Consider the following 17,524-nt stretch of genomic DNA (forward strand, 5'->3'; position numbering starts at 1 on the left):
TGACTTGCAGTCCTGCATGTTTCAGATGCACTCTATAATTATTTTTTCACAAAACAAAATAAACTTATATCCCTACCTTTTCCTTAAATTTTTTAATATAAGAACGACTGACTGGAACTTTTAACTCATCTGTAATTGTTAATTGATAAGTATGATTAAACCATGGCTGAATCTCTTTAATTGCATCTACCTTAACAATAAAAGAGCGATGGACTCGCATAAAGTCCGGCGAATCTAATTTTTGTTCCCAATCAGATAAGGAAGATTGTGTATGGTATACTTTTTCTTTTGTATAGACCTTGGTTTCTCCCCTTGATACTTCTAACGCTAAGATATCGTTTATATTTACCATCACAATTCGATCTTTTTCTTGAATAGGTACATTTTTCTTTGTTAGAGCTTCTTGTTTTTCTTTGCTAGCTGTATGTTTAAGCCCAAAACGCGATTGCACGCGCCTTACTGCCTCTTGTACTCGTTTTAGTTCAAATGGTTTCAAAATATAATCCTGTGCATCTTTTTCAAAAGCTTCAATCGCATATTCATCATATGCTGTCGCAAAAACAAAGGCAGGCGGATGTGACATTTTCGCCATTTTGTCTGCCAAATCCAAGCCAGACTCATTCGTCAATTGGATATCCAAAAAAGCAATATCAATCGACTCTGTAAGTAAAATTTCCAAAGCTTCTTGAACTGTACTAGCTTCTGTAATTGAAAAAACACCTTCACATTGGTTTAGCAAATACTTTAATTCATTGCGAGCTAAGGCTTCATCGTCAACTAATAGGACGTCCATTTAATCGCTCTCCTTTTTGATAGGAATTAGACAGGATACGCAAGTACCCTCTTGGGTTGATTTGAAAGAAAGCATTGATTCTTCGCCAAATAAACTAATTAATCGCTGGTTCAAATTTGCCAAAGCCGATCCTGTACCCTTTTGTGAAGGAAGCACTTCTTTACCTATTTGATTTAAAATTTCTTCTGATAGGCCTACACCGTTATCTTCTACCTGAATACGAGCTTGATTTGCCTTTTTTACAACTTTAATCCAAACCTGATTCCCTTCTTTTCTTGAACTAAAAGCATGCTTAAAAGCATTTTCAACTAAAATCTGTATGATAAATGGTGGAACAGCAATATTTTCTAAGCCACTTTCTATTTCAAAGAAAACAGTATAACGTTTGGGAAAACGGGCTTGTTCTAAAGATTGATAAGCTTTTACATGCTCAAGTTCTTTATCAAGAGAAATGAGTTTTTTTCGTGCTCCTTGTAAATTTGAACGGAAGAATTGGCTTAAACGTAATAATAACTTTCTTGCTTGTTCGCTATCTACACGTATGAGTGCCGATATAGTATTAATCGCATTAAAAAAGAAGTGAGGATTTACTTGAGCCTGTAAAGACTTTATCTCTGCATCCTGTAGTAATCTAGCATGTACTTCTGCTTCTCCTAACTCGATTTGGCTGGAAAAGATATTTCCTAATCCCTCAGCCAATTGTCGCTCAACAAAAGTTAACTCATCTGCGTTTTCAAAATATAACTTTAATGTACCAATGGTCTTCCTAGCAATTTTCAAAGGGATAACAATAGCAGCTTCAAGCGGACAATCAGCAACACCACAGCCAATTTCTTCGCGAGAATGCGCTTCCTTGATTTCGCCAGTTCGCAAAACATCATGAGATAAATCGGTAATAATCTTATATGAAGGTCGATGATGATCACTGCCCAATCCTACATGAGCAAGAATTTGTTGTTTATCAGTAATACTTACGGCAGAAACTTTCATAAATTTACGAATTACCTCAGCCGCTTTTTTGCAGGACTGCTCATCCAAGCCAGCTCGAAAGTAAGGAAGAGTCGCGTTCGCTAATTGTAATACATCATGTGTCTGAACAGCTCGAGCTTGTATTTCTTGTTTTTGAGCTGCATGAATAATTGACAAAAAAACAGCGACACCAAAACTGTTAATTAGCGTCATTGGCAGAACAATAAACTGTACTAGTTGCCAAGCATCTGCCGTTGAACTACTAAATAAAAGAATACATGCCATTTGAATCATTTCTCCAACAATTCCCATAACTCCGCCTTTTATTGGCGAAGGAAAACTTTCTTTTTTGATAAACTTTTGGCCATACAAACCAGCAACCAAACCAATAAGTACGGAAGACACCACATAAGTCAGCGGGTCAAGTCCTCCTTGAATAAACCGGATAGCTCCAGAGATTACTCCCACAAGAACGCCTACAATCGGTCCGCCCATCATACCGGATATACCAATCGTTAATGCACGTGTGTTAACTAAAGAAGATTCCTCAGATAACGACCATAACGAGGTACTTGAAAGAATTTGTCCTTGTGAAATTTCTATTCCGCTAAAATTTGAAAGTGTTGCAAATAAACCAAAAATTAGAACCAACAAACATTGTGTTGACCATCTTCTACGATTTGTCAATCTTTGTTTAAATGAAGAAATATTTAGTAACAAGTAAGCGATCAAAATGATAAGTCCGACACGTTCGAGAAGTAAGATAAATAGGGAAACCATGAGCCACTCCTTTCTCCTCTTTTTACTATATTCATTATAGTGCTTCAATATAATTACGTCCATAACCGACAAGCTTTTTAAGTATTATAATAACAAATAACCGCCTTTTTCTGCAGCGAAAAGACGGTTATTTGTCGTTGAAATATTTTTAAATATGAATGAACGATAGCCTATAAACTGTTTATCTATACAAACAGCTTACCAGCAAAATAACAACTAAATTTTTCAGTAAAACTTATAAATGAGTAAAACATCAATGCAGTTCTTCGTACTTATCGAGTTCCTGTTGACGATAAATATCCATTTTTTTACTAAATAACTCTCCATTTGAAGGCGGTGTATAAGTGATCGCGTTAGCACCCGCTTGGATTGTTTTACGAATACTGGTATCATCTGGTCCGCCTGTAGCCATAATTGGTAGCTCAGAATACCTTTTACGAAAGTAAGCGACTACTTCAGGTGTTTTCTTTCCTGCGCTAATGTTAATCATTTTCACGCCGCATTCTAATTTTTCTTCGATTAACGAATAAGCACTAGTTACGGTGCTAACTACCGGAATATCCACTATCTGACAAACCTCTTTGACCGTGTCAACTGGAGTAGGCCCATTTAAGACCACACCAATCGAGCCTTGCGCTTCTGCAAAAAGGCTCATATAATTTGCTCTAGACCCTTGAGTTAAACCGCCTCCTACTCCCGAAAAAACAGGAATATCAGCAGCTTCAATGATACTTTTTGTAATCGCTGGATGGGGAGTAAAAGGATAAACAGCAATCACCGCATTTGCGTCCGTATTGCGAATAATTGCGATATCCGTGGTATAAATAATCGAGCGAATTTTCTTTCCAAACACGATAATCCCGCTTGCCTCTTGGATAGCTTCAGGCACCTTGACAATATCTTTTCTCAATTCAGTCGTAATATTGGGGATAAATTGGTCACTCATGTAAACCAGCTCCTCTAATCGTATTGGTCTAACTGATAATTTTCCACAACCTCTTTTACTTTTTCTGCATAGCCAGGATCAGTTGCATAACCCGCTTCCTGTAATGCATCAGCAGCTTGTTCATAATTTTGTGCTGTTAACACATCCTCATACTTCTGTGGATTCCAATCAACCCCATTAACAAATAATCGAGTATGATCATCCATCGACTCTTCCCATGAATTATAAACTCGAAACTCTCCTTTGATGGTAATCCACTGTTCATTCACATATTCCTTGGTCTCAAGTTTTACTTTATCTTGATCACCATAAGCTTTAATTCCAAACAAATTATTATATTCATGGGCCAACTGACTAGAACCCCAGTTAGATTCCAAAATTGCTTGGCTGATAATAATACTAGGAAGTATACCATAACCTTCTTGTAATTCCTTGGCATGAGGAAGCAAGCGTTCAATAAACTCCTGCTTGGTCATATTCTCATCTTCTTGGCGTGCAAGTGGGTTATTATTGCCCACAGGATCAGATAAACTCATCAAAGAAAAGACAAACCCTACTAAAATTAAAAGAAATCCCACAATTATTGCAGGCATTTTAAGTTGATTTTTCTTTTTTCTTGCCATACACACCCTACTTTTCGTTTAATTGATCAAGGTATTCTTCCAACGTCAACTCGTTTTCTTCTATATACTTTGCGTTTTCTTTACCGACATAACGGAAATGCCACGGTTCATAATTAATCTTAGTAATATCTTCCTTACCTTTTGGATAACGTAGAATAAAACCATAGTCGCTTGCATGTTCAGCCAGCCATTTCGCACTGTCTTCTTTACCGAATCCTTCCTCCAAAACTGTTTGAGGATAAGATTGCTGCCAATTTTCATCCACAATGTCTAGGGCGAGACCGGTATGGTGCTCACTATGGCCAGGCTCAGTAGAAGTTTCTTTGGTTTTATTTTTCGCCTTTTTATCGTCCATTCCCTGATTTTTATATTGAGCAACACGTTCATTAAAGATTTGTTCTTGCTCGCTGATAGAACGATAGGCCGAAATAATTACCAAAGGATAACCTGCTTGAGAAGCAGCTTTGCTGAATTGTTCATAGGATTTTATCACGCGTTTATCTAGCTGCATATTCGTATTAGGAATATATGAAAGCTGATCCGAAGAAATATCTTTTTCTAATGGTTGATCTGGTCCTACTAGGATTAGTGACCAATCTTTAGATGAAACATCGGGTAAGCCCTTGTCTGCTTTTTTGCTTTTATTTTGTTGCTTTTTGTTACTTTTTGCTGTTGTTTTGTTTAAAACAACTTCTTGACTATTAGGATCTTCAACTTTTCTTGTTACAAAACGATTGATCCCATAAATCAAGCAAATACCTACAATACTTAAAATACCAATTTTTAAATAACGCTTCAAAAAAGTTAGTCACCTCCTGTTTATGAATTATATGTCTCTTCTAATTTATCATTCACCCAATCCAATAACGCAACTTGTTCATTATCGATCTGTTGTTGAATATAAGCGGGTAAACGGAAATTTAGAATATCATCAAATCCCCATTCTCTATAATCAATCGTCACTCGCAAGTCAAGGTATTGTCCATTATTATTTTCTTCTTTTGTATCAAGAATTTCGACCGTCGCAAGACCGATATTTAACCATTGTCTAGCAATTTTTGTCTTCATACGTCGATATTCAGCAACAGCAAACGTTCTTTTTTCAGGGTAGATAATCGTTTGACGTAATACTTTTTGTAACAACATCCATTCATAATCACTAAAGAGGTTTTTAACCTTTTGCATTTCTTCGGGAGACAAATTACTGAAACCTTTTTTCCAATTTTCCCATTTATCTGGAGAAATTCCCAGACGATCCCGGTAAAAAGCCGTTTCAGAACCAAAATTTTCTACAATTGTACTGATAATTAGGTCAATATATATGTCATTCATTGTTCATTCCTCCAAGTATTATTTTACTGAAAATATTGAATAAATAAAAACTTTTCATTCCAACCTTTAGTCATTTTTATGATCTATCTGTTATACTAGAGATTGATAAGAAATAATTGCGAATAAGGAGAGAGACATATGCACAATTATCGTTGGGGAATTATAGGAACAGGCGACATCGCCCACCAATTTGTTAAAAATTTTAAAAGCAGCCAAAGTAGCATCGCAGGCGTAGCTGCTAGAAACTTTGAAAAAACACAAGCTTTTGCTCAAGAATACTTTCTTCCAACGGCTTATGAAACTGTAGAAGAAATGCTAGATAACCCAGAAATTGACATGGTTTACATTGCAGTTCCTAACAATATCCATCATTACTATATCACAAAAGCCTTAGAAAAAGGAAAACATGTTTTGTGTGAAAAAGCAATTACAATGACAAGTGCTGAATTAGAAGAAGAAATTACTTTGGCAAATAAAAATAACTTAGTGCTACAAGAAGCAATGACTATCTTTAATATGCCATTATACCAAAAACTAAAAGAAATCGCAGACTCAGGCGAGTTAGGAAAATTAAAAATGATACAAGCACCTTTTGGTAGCTACAAGGAACCTGATCCAAACAATCGTTTCTTTAACCCAGATTTAGCTGGGGGTGCTTTATTGGATATTGGTACCTATGCTGTGTCTTTCGCGCGTTTCTTCTTAACTTCAACGCCCAATGTTTTATTTAGTGAAATGATTCCCTTTGAAACTGGGGTTGATGAAGAATCTATTACTGTTTTAAAAAATGATTATGATGAAATGGCATCTGTTAACCTTTCATTCCAAGCGAAAATGCCTAAAAAAGGAATTGTCGCTTACGAAAAAGGATATATCACCATCGATGAATACCCTCGTGCAGAGGAAGCTGAAATCACTTACCGCACAACAGGAGAAACTCAAGTAATAAAAGCTGGTAATACAAAAGATGCACTTAACTATGAAGTACAAACGATGATTGACACCATCGAAGAAAATGAAAATGATACTCTTCCTTTAACAAGAGATGTTATTCAAATATTGGATGAAATGCGTAGTTTTTGGAATGTCTAATCGTCAAAAAGCTCCAGGAATTTTCTTGGAGCTTCTTATATTTCAATGTTTATTACCTGATATCTGTTGCCTAAGACTAGAAAAACTACGCAAAATTGAGTAAAATAGACTTTGTAGGGAGGAGTACTAGTATTATGCATATCGGTCGATTTAGACTTGGAATGAGAACGTTCAAAACTGCTTTATCCGTGGTACTATGTGTTTTGCTTTTTCATGTTCTTGGCCGGGACAATCCGCTAATCGCAACAATCGCAGCTGTTGTTTCTTTGCGTCAAGATATGACATCGACCGTTAGTATAGGAAAAGAACGTATCTTAGGCAATACAGTAGGTAGTGTTGCTGCTATGATTTATCTTTTAGTGCAACATTTTTTTCCACAGACATTGTTTTTACAGCTAGTCTTGTTACCTATACTAGTCGCTTTAGTGGTCATTCTTCAAGATGGAATTGACAACAATTCAGGCATCATTACCGGAATTGCTACTTTTATTTTAATCTCCTTAAGTACTCCTCAAGGGGAATCAGTGATTGTAGCGCTCGATCGGATCCTTGATACCTTTATTGGAGTTGGCGTTGCTATCTTTTTAAATACTGTTATAAAACCACCAAAAATGGAGGAACAAAGAGAAATTGAAAATGACTTAGCTAAGTTAAAAGAGCAAGAACAGGATTTGCAAGATACATTAACACAAGTCCACGAAAAAATTAAAGCCAAAGAAAAAGATGAAAAGTAAATGTTGATACATCTACTTTTCATCTTTTTTAATAAGCTCATGCTTGATATCTTTCTTCTCCGTCTAAATAAGTAGCAGCAAGTGTCATGTCTGGATTTAAAACAATAAAGTCAGCTGCACGTCCTTTTCTTATCTTTCCACAAACATCGTCAATTTTAGAACTGATTGCAGGGACTAAACTTCCCATCGCAACAGCTTGTTCTGCAGTAGCAATATTCCAATCAACTACGTTTTTAACTCCCTCTTTTAACTTCAATATACTACCAGCGAGATTTCCTTCTTGCATCCTAGCAGTTCCGTCCTTGACGACTACTGGAAATTCTCCCAACATATAATTGCCATCAGGCATCCCTCCTGCCATCATACAATCTGTAATCAAAGCGACATGGTCATAACCTACTTGGTTGATGACAAGTTCTGCAGCCTTGGGATGAACATGATGACCATCACAAATCAATTCTGCATACACATCACGCAGAGCCAACAAAGCGCCTACCATACCGGGTTCACGATGATTTAATCCACTCATTCCATTATAAGCATGAACAAAAACATCAGCTCCAGCTTCAACTGCTGATGAGGCTTGCTGGAAAGTAGCATCGCTGTGTCCTAATGATACAACGACGCCTTCATCGCTGACTTGTTTCACAAAATCTTCTACACCTTGTCTTTCTGGCGCCAGAGCGATTTTTTTAATCATATTGCCGGAAGCTTTTTGCCATTCATGAAAAGTATCAATATCTGGATCACTAAAATAAGAAGGATTTTGAGCTCCCTTATGTTTTTCAGTAAAAAAAGGTCCTTCAAAATAAATCCCTTGAATTTTCGCCCCGGTCACTTTATCTTTTATGTCACCTAGCATTTGAGCTACATCTTTTAAATGTTGTTTACTTGAAGTAAGCGTCGTTGGCAAAAAAGAAGTAACCCCACAAGAAAGCAATCCTTCTGAAATTTCATTCATTCCTTTTGCATCATTGTCCATCACATCATGATTTTTAAATCCATGGATATGTGTATCAACTAAACCAGGCGCAATCCATTTTCCACTTTGATCCACTACACTCACTTCTTCATCAGGAAGTTCACGATAATATTGTCCAAATTTTCCATCTGTAATTTCTAAATAGCCTTTATTTTCGACATGAGACTCTAAGAAAAACTTATCTGCTGCTACAAATTTTCTCATTTTTCCCTCTCCTTTTACTAGCTTTTTCTACATTTAACCTACTCCAATTTTATTGGAAAGTCAAGAAAGGTCTACACCACTTTTGTTATAATAAATAACTCTTGCATCCTAGAAAAAATAATAGTATAGTCTAGCAAAAGGATTTAACACAGATGTTGTTGAATGTCTTTTAAATACAAGTGCAAAGGTATCACCAGGGTATTTTTACTTGACTCAACTAATTAGATAGGAGCCGACGATATGGTAGAAAACACAACAGTCACATTTAAGTGGGAAAACACCACGCTATCAGGTCACATTTCAAAAGAATATGAAAATTCATATCTGGTTGAAATTGATAATCCGACCAAAGAAATTGCCGACAGTTACAATGGTCGGATGGTTGTTAGTAAAAAAGATTGTAAGGTAGAAGAGAAAAATTAAAAAAATATCCCTATGTCCAAAATTATACGAGGACATAGGGATATTATTATTTTTGACTATAATTGGCTAAAAATTCTCTCATCTTATCCGTAGTTACCTTTAAATCATCTACATTAGGCAAATAGACAATTCGAAAATGATCAGGTTGTTGCCAATTAAATCCACCACCATGAACTAATAGGACATGATATTCATGTAAAAAATCTAATACAAATTGTTCATCATCGACAATATTAAAACGTTTGGTATCAATTTTTGGAAATATATAAAAAGCTGCTTTGGGCTTAACTGCTGAAAGACCTTCAATATTATTAATCGCATTATAAATATACTCGCGTTGTTCGTATATACGCCCGCCAGGAAGTAATAATTCATCTACGCTTTGATAACCGCCTAAAGCCGTTTGAATAATTTGTTGGGACAAAACGTTGGAACACAAGCGCATTGATGCAAGCATATTTAAACCTTCAATATAATCTTTAATATGCGACTTATCTCCACTTATTACCATCCAACCTACACGAAAACCGGCTACACGATGAGATTTAGACAAACCGCTAAAAGTTACAATTGGTCGATCTGGGGCTAATGTCGCAATCGGAACATGCGTATACTCATCCATTACTAAACGATCATAAATTTCATCAGAAAAGATAATTAAGTCAAATTCTCTGGCAATTTGAACGACCCCTTCCAAAATTTCTTTTGGATAAACTGCGCCTGTTGGGTTATTTGGATTAATCAAAACAATCGCTTTGGTTTTACTAGTAACTTTAGACCGAATATCATCAATATCAGGATTCCATTCACTAGCTTCATCACAAATATAATGAACGGGCTTTCCCCCTGCTAATGAAACAGAGGCAGTCCATAACGGATAATCTGGCATAGGAACAAGTACTTCATCACCATTGTTACATAAGCCTTGCATTGACATCGTAATTAATTCGCTAACTCCATTCCCTGTATAAATATCATTGATAGAAACTTCAGGAAAATCGCGCAATTGACAATACTGTTCAATCGCTTTTCTCGCTGAAAATACCCCTTTAGAATCAGAATACCCTTCTGACTCTCGTACATTCATAATTAAATCACGAACTACTTCATTAGGAGCTTCAAAACCAAAAGTCGCTGGATTGCCAGTATTTAACTTTAAAATACTGATTCCTTCTTCTTGCATACGGTCAGCTTCTTCCACGACCGGCCCACGTACATCATAGCTGACACCCTCAAGTTTGCCGGATTTTTCAAAATCTCTCATAAGCTTTCCTCTTTCCAAAAATCTTTTTACTTGTAGCAAAAGATAGAATAAGACTTCGAGTCTATATTATAGCAAAAAAATTTTCAAAAACGTAGAATGAGAACTTATTATAAAATAATTTATATTTTTTCAATACCAACTGATGAAGAATTCGAAGAATTTTTTACCTGTTTTTAACATGCTCTGAAATTAGTACTCTGATTCATTATAAATCGAATTTACATAACAAAATAATCAAAGCGTCGACTTTCTCCAAGCTTCCAAATAGTATAACCCTTTAATAAAAAATAGTTCTTGAAAAAAATAACACACGTTTGATATCCTTAATTCAAGACTACAACAGTATTTGGCTAATAAAACGGTAATATTGTAGTTAATAGCGGTGTAAGACCTCATGGGAGTTAACCTATCTTTTGTTATGTAGTTCATACAAGCTAAAGAAAGTATCAAAATAGCAAAATAAAGAATGTAAATGACAATTAAAATGCATCTCCTAAGCTAGACTATTGCAAGCTAACTTAAGGGATGCATTTCAAATTATTATCCAAAAATATTCTTATCTCAATGCGGATAGTGGGAGTCGAACCCACACGAGCGATATGCTCACAAGATCCTTAATCTTGCTTGTCTACCAATTCCAACATATCCGCAAACTGACAAAGATTATTATATCAATGTTAATAACTTTGTCAATAAAAAATAGAGAACGTTTTTTATAAAACTCTATCCTTCTTTGAAATAACCATTCCCTTTTAAATCGTTCTGGTCTTCTTCAATCATTCCTTTAAGCGAACGATTAAGGATGTTAGAGTTTTTCTCCTTAGTTTGTTGATTATCCACTGCTTCATTTTGGTTAAATTGGCGTAATACATTTTTTGGTTGAAAATGAGAATGGTCTGTTTCAAATAATAAATAATCATCCTGGGATTTTTCCAAAGAATGCAAGAGCTCTTTGTCGGAATTTTTATGCATCTTTTTATTCACAGATGCTGTAGCAGGCACATACTTAGAAGCAAAATAAGATTGTCTATCTCGTTTCCTTTTTAATGAATCAACAGATTGATTTTGTTTTACAGATGTACGCTGATACGTCGAAATATTTTTGCTCGAGTAACTTGGCAGATGTTTTCTATGCTTTTTTAATTCATTCTGCTCTTGAATCGTTAAACCCGCTTTTTCTAGAGTATCTTTTTTAGTACGCCTTAATCCACGCTTTTTTTTATTTTCTTTTAATACTGATTTGGTTAAGGGAGTGCTACTGGCCTCCGTTAGAATCCAAGGCTCATCATCTGAAAAAGGGGGGTGTTTTCTTTCCGATCGAATTTTAACGCCTGTCTCATCTGAGAAAACAGGAAAACGAGAATGTTTTCGTTTAATTTGATCAATATCTTTCATGAAATTCATTCCCTTATTTGTATTTTTTATTATCATACCATAAAAAAAAGCCAGAGGACAGTTTATCTACAGCTAAAATGAGAAAGACTAAAAAAACAACCTCTATCCAAAAAGGGCAAGGTTGCCATAGCTGCTTGTATGCACAAGTTTCTAAAATATATACACCCTAGGTCAAAACGCACAAAAAAATATGATGATACACAAGATCTTAGTAAACGATTATTCTCTAAATAACTTCTAACGATAAAGGAATGCCCAATTTCTAGTTATAAGACCAAAGTTCAGTTGACTTTTGTCTTATAACTAGAACATAGACATAAATAGTGGACTCTTTTGTCTCTTTAGTAAAAAATAAAGAAAAAATCTCCGTTTTTGTTGAAATAGGACAAAAATTCATGAAAATAATGTCGCCTTTCTGATTACTGGACATAAATCAATGAAACTTTTGCCCTATCAACGGTTACCGGACACAAGTAATGTCATTCTATGTCCAACCATCATAAAGTTAACCTTAAACCTTAATAAACGACGACTTTTTCCTTTTTAATAAAAAATCAATAAAATCGAAAAAGGGGCTTCTATCACAAATCACTTATTACATAAATATCTGACCAATTGATTGCACTTCGTCTTTTGTTAATTGAACATCTAATGTTTTCAGATTGCTATCTACTTGTTCTTTGCGTTTAGCGCCTGGAATAACAGCATCAATAACGTCTATTTGCAGATAAAAAGCTAATACGACATTTGCCACTGATGTGTCTTTATCTGCTGCTATTTTTTTCAATTGGTCTACTTTCCGGATGTTTTCTTTAAAGTTATCACCTTGGAAATCCTCTTGTTCAGCACGTAGATCTCCTTCAGGGAAAGTTTCGTCTCCTTTATATTTTCCTGTTAATAATCCAGATTGAAATGGGAAGTACGGAACAAATGAAATATTATTTTTCCTTAAATATGGAAATAGCTCTTTTTCCGCTTCGCGATGCAATAAGTTATAGTGTCCTTCGAAAACATCGACATCTCCGTTTTTGTTGGCTTCTTTTAATTGTTCCAATGAGAAATTAGAAACGCCGATCGAACGAATGAGACCTTCATCTTTTAGGTCTTTTAAAGCTTGAACGGCTTCGTCTTTAGGAGTGTTGTCATCAGGAAAATGAATATAGAATAAGTCGATATATTCTGTTTGTAGTCGCTTCAAAGAATTACGTACACATTCTTTTAAAAACTCAGGTGAATTATCGATACTTTCCCCATTTTGCGCTCCCTTAGAAGCAATAACTAACTGCTCTCTATTTCCTAGTTCTTTTACAACTTCTCCGATTAATTCTTCGGAACGTCCTAATCCGTAGACATAAGCCGTGTCCAAAAAATCAATGCCAGAATCAATCACGTACTTCAACAATTTCTTGTTTTCTTCTTCATCTAAATTAGGATACAAATTATGTCCACCGATAGCGTTTGTTCCAAAACCGATAGGATTGATCTTTAATCCAGAGTTACCTAAAGCTACTTTTGTTGACATTTGTATATTCCTCCTCTTATATATCTTACAACCATTTTAAATCACAGTTTTTCTTTTATCAAAGATTTGATATAGACAAGAGGATTGCTAGGCTTTAATTATTCGTCATCGAACGGTATTTTTCGATGCTTTTTCGTTTTTGTTCACTAGTAATTAATAAATAACTATTTTCTTTTACAGTACGATTAGAAAAACGATGATGAACTTCTTTAATCAAAGGAGATTCATCAGCAATAAATGTCAAATTGCCGTTGACTGTTGTAGGATAATTTCCTGGATTGATTAAAAGAGCTATATATTCATTGACAGAATAGCGCAGGATACCAAATAGGTGCGGTCCGTAAAAAAAGCAAACGTCGCCTTCTTTGAGTAAAGCATGTTCTTTACGAAAGTAAATCCACCTTTGACAGCTGTCGTAAATGTCCTGATCGATATTTTTCCATGGAAAAAATTTGCGATTTTCTGGATCTTTACCGCCAGTTAGACCAGCTTCGTCTCCATAATAAATACAAGGAATCCCTGGAAAAACAAACATCATAGCAAAAGCTAAGTCTAATTTTTTCAAATGTTTTCCTAGTTCTGAGAAAATTCTTTCAGTATCATGGGTGCCAATGTTATTTAAATTGTTGAAAAAAACATCCGCTGGATAATTCTCGTATAATTTCATCAATGCTTTTGCAACACTTTCAGGGGGCTTATTTTCATTTAATAAGTCTATGACACTATTACGTAAGGGATAATTCATCACGCCTTGCAAGTGATCGCCTAAAATATAATCTCGTCTTTGATTGTAAGATATCTTATTAGAAGCATCTTCCCAAACTTCGCCTAATAATACCTTTTCGGAAAAATTCTCTAAATTCTTCCTTATTCCCTTAATAAAGGTATCGGGAAGCTCATCAGCTACATCTAAGCGCCAACCATCTACGCCCATTTCTGTCCATTTGGTCAAGACACTATCTTCTTTACCATAAATAAATTGTTGGAAGGAATCGTCTGCTTTGTTTACTTCCGGCAAATCTTTAATCCCCCACCAGGAGGCATATTCGGTTGGATATTCATAAAAAGTAAACCAAGAATAATAAGGACTATGCCGATCATGATAAGCACCCGTATGCTCTCCATAGGCACCATCAACATTAAAATAACGGCTATGTTGACCCACATGGCTAAAAACGCCATCTAAAATTAAATGCATATCATTTTCGTGCAAAGTATCTAACAGCCTTTTAAACTCTTCCTCTGTACCTAAAACTGGGTCTATAGCGAAATAATCAGCCGTATCATAACGATGATTGCTGTTGGCCTCGAAAATAGGCGTTAAATAAATGCCGTTGACACCCAATTCTTTTAAATAAGGGATTTTTTGTAAAATGCCCTTAAAGTTGCCCCCAAAAAAGTCCCAGCGTAAAATTTCACCTTCTGAATCTTTCACATATAGAGGATCATCTTCTTCAGTAGCATAAATGTAAGAATTTTTCTTAGGAGAATTCACAATACGATTGGGGTTTCCATTGGCAAAACGATCCGGAAAAATTTGATAAAAAACCCCATTTCTATACCACTCAGGTGCTTTTTCTTCCTTTTTATAACAAGTCACTTGAAAATCCCAAACTCTTTCAAAGGGTGAAAACTTTTGCCCTTCACCTCCTTCTTTGGTCGCTCCGTAAAGTTCTGTAACCACTTCATCGCCCTTTTTAGTTTGAATTTCAAAATGATAAAAGTATAGGCCTGAGCGTTGATTAAAAAAATACTCGCAGGAAAATTGTCCTTCTCCTTGCCTTTTCATAGAAATTATTTTTTCTGTCTGGAAATCCTTGTGGATAACTAATTTGACAGCCACGACTTCTTCAGCCATCACTTCAATGGTAAATGTCGCAACTTCATTTTCTTTAACTGCTCCAAAAGGTGTCTTATACGCAATTTTCCAAGGATTAAAGCGGATGACTGCCATTGGTTGTCCCCTCTTTTTCTGTGTGAGCAAATATCGGTTCAATTTGCCAGATATCTTCTGCATAAGCTTTTACAGTGTCATCTGCTGAAAAGTTTCCAGCATTCGCGATATTTGCTAAACTTTTTTTCTGCCATAGCATCGAATCTTTGTAATCTTGATTAATCTGCTCTTGTGCTTTTACATAGTCATGAAAATCTCGTAATAAGAAATATTCATCATTAAACTTCAATAAAGCGTCATAAATCTCTTGTCCTTCAAATTCGATGTTAGGAATCGTTCCATCCACAAAAGCATCCAAGATACGCCGCAAGTTTTCGTCTTCATCGTAGATTTTTTGCGAAGAATAATCTTGCTTTTCATAGTAATCATAAACTTCTTTTTCCGTTAAGCCAAAAATATAAATATTGTCATCTCCAACAGCATCTCTAATTTCAACGTTGGCACCATCTAATGTCGCAATAGTTACAGCGCCATTTAACATCAATTTCATATTGCTGGTACCTGAGGCTTCTTTAGAAGCTAATGAAATTTGCTCGCTGACATCTGCAGCTGGAATAATTTTTTCAGCCAATGAAACATTATAATTAGGTAAAAATACAACTTTGATTTTATCTTGCAAAGAACGATCAGTATTAACCATGTTTGCTACCTCATTGATCGCTTTAATAATTGATTTCGCATAAGTATAACTAGGCGCAGCTTTTGCGCCAAAAATGAATACGCGCGGTGTTATATCCATTTCCGGATTATCTTTAATCTCAAAATATAATTTCAAAATGTGTAATAAATTCATTAGTTGTCGTTTATAAGCATGCAGTCGTTTAATTTGTACATCAAAAATAGCATTCGATGATACCTCAATCCCAGTAGTTTTCAGGATGTAATTGGCTAATTCTTCTTTTTTTACTAATTTAGCTTCTCGTATTTTTGTTAAGGCGGCTTCATCATTTTGATAATTCATTAATAATTTTAAATCTTGCGGCGTCTTACGCCAAGAATCTGTAATTAATTCATCAATAACATTCGCTAAGGGTTCGTTAGCCAATTGCAACCAACGACGTTCCGCAATTCCATTGGTTTTATTATTAAAACGTTCAGGGTAAATAACATAAAAATCATGCAAAACAATAGATTTTAACAAATCAGAATGAATTTTTGCTACTCCATTGGTACTATGACTTCCAATAATTGCTAGATGTGCCATGTAAACTTGATCATTTTGTAATGGACGCGTTCTTTGGATTAAATCTTGTGAATGAATCCCTTGTAAAGTTGTAACATAACGCCGGTCGATTTCCTCAATAATTTGATATATTCTAGGAACAACTATTTTCATGAGGTAAATTGGCCATTTCTCTAAAGCCTCAGCCATAATAGTATGATTGGTATAGCTTAATACTTTGACAGTAATATCCCAAGCAAACTCCCAGTTCAGTCCGTTCTCATCCACTAAAACACGCATTAATTCTGGTACGCACATCGCAGGATGCGTATCGTTAATATGAATAGCAATTTTTTCACTTAATGAATGCCATGGTAAATTGAGCTTTTTATAATAACGAATAATACTTTGTATCCCAGCAGATACAAAAAAGTATTCCTGAGCTAGACGTACCAAACGACCACTTTCCTGTGAATCGTCGGGATATAAAACGGCTGTCAAATCCTCAACTGTACGTCTTTCATCTAAGCTTTGATATTTCGCTTCTTCTGAAATAGGAATTTCCACGCTCCATAAACGCATAGTATTTACAATACCATTCTGGTAACCAATCATTCCCGTATCATAAGGAACGGCACGTACAGTCGTCTGATTCTCTGCGACTGGCTGAAGTTTTCCGTTGGCTAAACGTTTCATATAAACATTGCCAAATAGTTTCACATCACAAGCTTTGCTTTCACGTCGTATTTCCCAGACATTCCCTCTTTTTAACCATTCATCCGGAAGCTCTACTTGGTATCCATCCACGAATTGTTGTTTAAATAAACCATAATCATAACGAATCCCATTTCCATTTCCAGGTAAACCACACGAAGCAATAGAATCCATAAAACAGGAAGCTAGTCTGCCTAAGCCACCATTACCTAAGGCCATATCCTTTTCAACCTCAGCTAATTCTTCAAGGTCAACATCAATATCTGCCAGCGTTGTCCTTACCTCATTCAAAATCCCTAAATTTAACAAATTGCTTTTCAACAGTTTTCCTGGTAGGAATTCAATTGAGAAATAATAGACTTGTTTTTGTTCTTCTGTTAGGTAATTTTTCCAGGTCTTATGCCATTTTTCATTGGATATAGCTTTGATCAGACCACCTAAGCTATAAAACAACTCCACCGGGCCTGCGTCCTCTAACTCTAATGCATAAGTATCTCTTAATCGCTGGCGCAATTCTTTTTTTATCTCTTCTTTTGTCAAAAAAATCTTGCCTCCTGTTCTGTTTTTACGTAGATTTTCTTCGGTTAAAAGCAAGCTAAAAAAGGAATAAACACCATATTTCAGCTTGCTTTTCG

General features: G+C 35.4%; 15 protein-coding genes and 1 tRNA gene. 3 read left to right on the top strand and 13 right to left on the bottom strand.

Annotated elements, in window-relative coordinates; all coding sequences use genetic code 11:
• Positions 1 to 64 precede the first annotated feature (64 nt).
• From TS1_RS00390 to TS1_RS00415, 6 genes are all read right to left on the bottom strand, one after another.
• A complete protein-coding gene (locus tag TS1_RS00390; protein ID WP_068706673.1) occupies positions 65 to 793 on the bottom strand; it encodes a LytTR family transcriptional regulator DNA-binding domain-containing protein in 729 nt (242 codons plus the stop codon).
• Entirely contained in the window at positions 794 to 2,542 is a 1,749-nt protein-coding gene (locus tag TS1_RS00395) for a sensor histidine kinase (protein ID WP_068706675.1), read from the bottom strand.
• 253 nt (positions 2,543 to 2,795) lie between these two features.
• Positions 2,796 to 3,488, bottom strand: coding sequence for a beta/alpha barrel domain-containing protein (locus tag TS1_RS00400; RefSeq protein ID WP_068706677.1), 693 nt, complete (start codon positions 3,486 to 3,488; stop codon positions 2,796 to 2,798).
• 14 nt (positions 3,489 to 3,502) lie between these two features.
• Complete coding sequence (locus TS1_RS00405; protein ID WP_068706679.1) at positions 3,503 to 4,111, bottom strand: glycoside hydrolase family 73 protein; 609 nt, start codon at positions 4,109 to 4,111, stop codon at positions 3,503 to 3,505.
• Positions 4,112 to 4,118: 7 nt separating this feature from the next.
• On the bottom strand, positions 4,119 to 4,910 hold the full coding sequence (locus TS1_RS00410) for a M15 family metallopeptidase (protein WP_068706681.1): 792 nt from the start codon (positions 4,908 to 4,910) through the stop codon (positions 4,119 to 4,121).
• A 20-nt stretch (positions 4,911 to 4,930) separates the two neighbouring features.
• Positions 4,931 to 5,443 carry a hypothetical protein gene (locus tag TS1_RS00415; protein ID WP_068706683.1) on the bottom strand — a complete coding sequence of 171 codons (513 nt, stop codon included), beginning with the start codon at positions 5,441 to 5,443 and terminating at the stop codon, positions 4,931 to 4,933.
• 138 nt (positions 5,444 to 5,581) lie between these two features.
• On the opposite strand from TS1_RS00415, the gene TS1_RS00420 reads away from it, so the two are divergent.
• Positions 5,582 to 6,535, top strand: coding sequence for a Gfo/Idh/MocA family protein (locus tag TS1_RS00420; RefSeq protein WP_068706685.1), 954 nt, complete (start codon positions 5,582 to 5,584; stop codon positions 6,533 to 6,535).
• 134 nt (positions 6,536 to 6,669) lie between these two features.
• Positions 6,670 to 7,269, top strand: a complete 600-nt coding sequence (locus TS1_RS00425; protein WP_068706687.1) for an FUSC family protein — start codon at positions 6,670 to 6,672, stop codon at positions 7,267 to 7,269.
• A 37-nt stretch (positions 7,270 to 7,306) separates the two neighbouring features.
• Here TS1_RS00425 and nagA read toward each other — a convergent pair whose 3' ends face one another.
• Positions 7,307 to 8,455: an N-acetylglucosamine-6-phosphate deacetylase gene (gene nagA / locus TS1_RS00430; RefSeq protein ID WP_068706689.1), complete on the bottom strand. Its 1,149-nt coding sequence runs from the start codon at positions 8,453 to 8,455 to the stop codon at positions 7,307 to 7,309.
• A 240-nt stretch (positions 8,456 to 8,695) separates the two neighbouring features.
• Here nagA and TS1_RS00435 point away from each other — a divergent pair, with 240 nt between their 5' ends.
• Positions 8,696 to 8,878 (top strand): hypothetical protein, encoded by a 183-nt coding sequence (locus tag TS1_RS00435; protein ID WP_068706691.1) that lies wholly within the window; start codon positions 8,696 to 8,698, stop codon positions 8,876 to 8,878.
• 46 nt (positions 8,879 to 8,924) lie between these two features.
• On the opposite strand, the gene TS1_RS00440 is transcribed toward TS1_RS00435, so the two are convergent.
• The 6 genes from TS1_RS00440 to TS1_RS00465 form a co-directional block, all read right to left on the bottom strand.
• Positions 8,925 to 10,142: a pyridoxal phosphate-dependent aminotransferase gene (locus TS1_RS00440; RefSeq protein ID WP_068706693.1), complete on the bottom strand. Its 1,218-nt coding sequence runs from the start codon at positions 10,140 to 10,142 to the stop codon at positions 8,925 to 8,927.
• 565 nt (positions 10,143 to 10,707) lie between these two features.
• Positions 10,708 to 10,792 (bottom strand) — tRNA-Leu (locus tag TS1_RS00445).
• A 73-nt stretch (positions 10,793 to 10,865) separates the two neighbouring features.
• Positions 10,866 to 11,537: a hypothetical protein gene (locus TS1_RS00450; RefSeq protein WP_068706695.1), complete on the bottom strand. Its 672-nt coding sequence runs from the start codon at positions 11,535 to 11,537 to the stop codon at positions 10,866 to 10,868.
• A 595-nt stretch (positions 11,538 to 12,132) separates the two neighbouring features.
• Complete coding sequence (locus tag TS1_RS00455) at positions 12,133 to 13,059, bottom strand: aldo/keto reductase (RefSeq protein WP_068706697.1); 927 nt, start codon at positions 13,057 to 13,059, stop codon at positions 12,133 to 12,135.
• A 94-nt stretch (positions 13,060 to 13,153) separates the two neighbouring features.
• Positions 13,154 to 15,013, bottom strand: a complete 1,860-nt coding sequence (locus TS1_RS00460) for a glycoside hydrolase family 13 protein (protein ID WP_068706699.1) — start codon at positions 15,011 to 15,013, stop codon at positions 13,154 to 13,156.
• A complete protein-coding gene (locus TS1_RS00465) occupies positions 14,994 to 17,429 on the bottom strand; it encodes a glycogen/starch/alpha-glucan phosphorylase (protein ID WP_068706701.1) in 2,436 nt (811 codons plus the stop codon). The genes TS1_RS00460 and TS1_RS00465 overlap by 20 nt, the downstream gene beginning before the upstream one ends.
• Positions 17,430 to 17,524: the final 95 nt, after the last annotated feature.

This window comes from Tetragenococcus solitarius NBRC 100494 (assembly GCF_001544195.1).
Classification (GTDB): domain Bacteria; phylum Bacillota; class Bacilli; order Lactobacillales; family Enterococcaceae; genus Tetragenococcus; species Tetragenococcus solitarius.

Coding starts and splice junctions, on each gene's coding strand:
- TS1_RS00390 (WP_068706673.1), bottom strand. CDS start 793: ATGGACGTCCTATTAGTTGACGATGAAGCCTTAGCTCGCAATGAATTA.
- TS1_RS00395 (WP_068706675.1), bottom strand. CDS start 2,542: ATGGTTTCCCTATTTATCTTACTTCTCGAACGTGTCGGACTTATCATT.
- TS1_RS00400 (WP_068706677.1), bottom strand. CDS start 3,488: ATGAGTGACCAATTTATCCCCAATATTACGACTGAATTGAGAAAAGAT.
- TS1_RS00405 (WP_068706679.1), bottom strand. CDS start 4,111: ATGGCAAGAAAAAAGAAAAATCAACTTAAAATGCCTGCAATAATTGTG.
- TS1_RS00415 (WP_068706683.1), bottom strand. CDS start 5,443: ATGAATGACATATATATTGACCTAATTATCAGTACAATTGTAGAAAAT.
- TS1_RS00420 (WP_068706685.1), top strand. CDS start 5,582: ATGCACAATTATCGTTGGGGAATTATAGGAACAGGCGACATCGCCCAC.
- TS1_RS00425 (WP_068706687.1), top strand. CDS start 6,670: ATGCATATCGGTCGATTTAGACTTGGAATGAGAACGTTCAAAACTGCT.
- nagA (WP_068706689.1), bottom strand. CDS start 8,455: ATGAGAAAATTTGTAGCAGCAGATAAGTTTTTCTTAGAGTCTCATGTC.
- TS1_RS00435 (WP_068706691.1), top strand. CDS start 8,696: ATGGTAGAAAACACAACAGTCACATTTAAGTGGGAAAACACCACGCTA.
- TS1_RS00440 (WP_068706693.1), bottom strand. CDS start 10,142: ATGAGAGATTTTGAAAAATCCGGCAAACTTGAGGGTGTCAGCTATGAT.
- TS1_RS00450 (WP_068706695.1), bottom strand. CDS start 11,537: ATGAAAGATATTGATCAAATTAAACGAAAACATTCTCGTTTTCCTGTT.
- TS1_RS00455 (WP_068706697.1), bottom strand. CDS start 13,059: ATGTCAACAAAAGTAGCTTTAGGTAACTCTGGATTAAAGATCAATCCT.
- TS1_RS00460 (WP_068706699.1), bottom strand. CDS start 15,013: ATGGCAGTCATCCGCTTTAATCCTTGGAAAATTGCGTATAAGACACCT.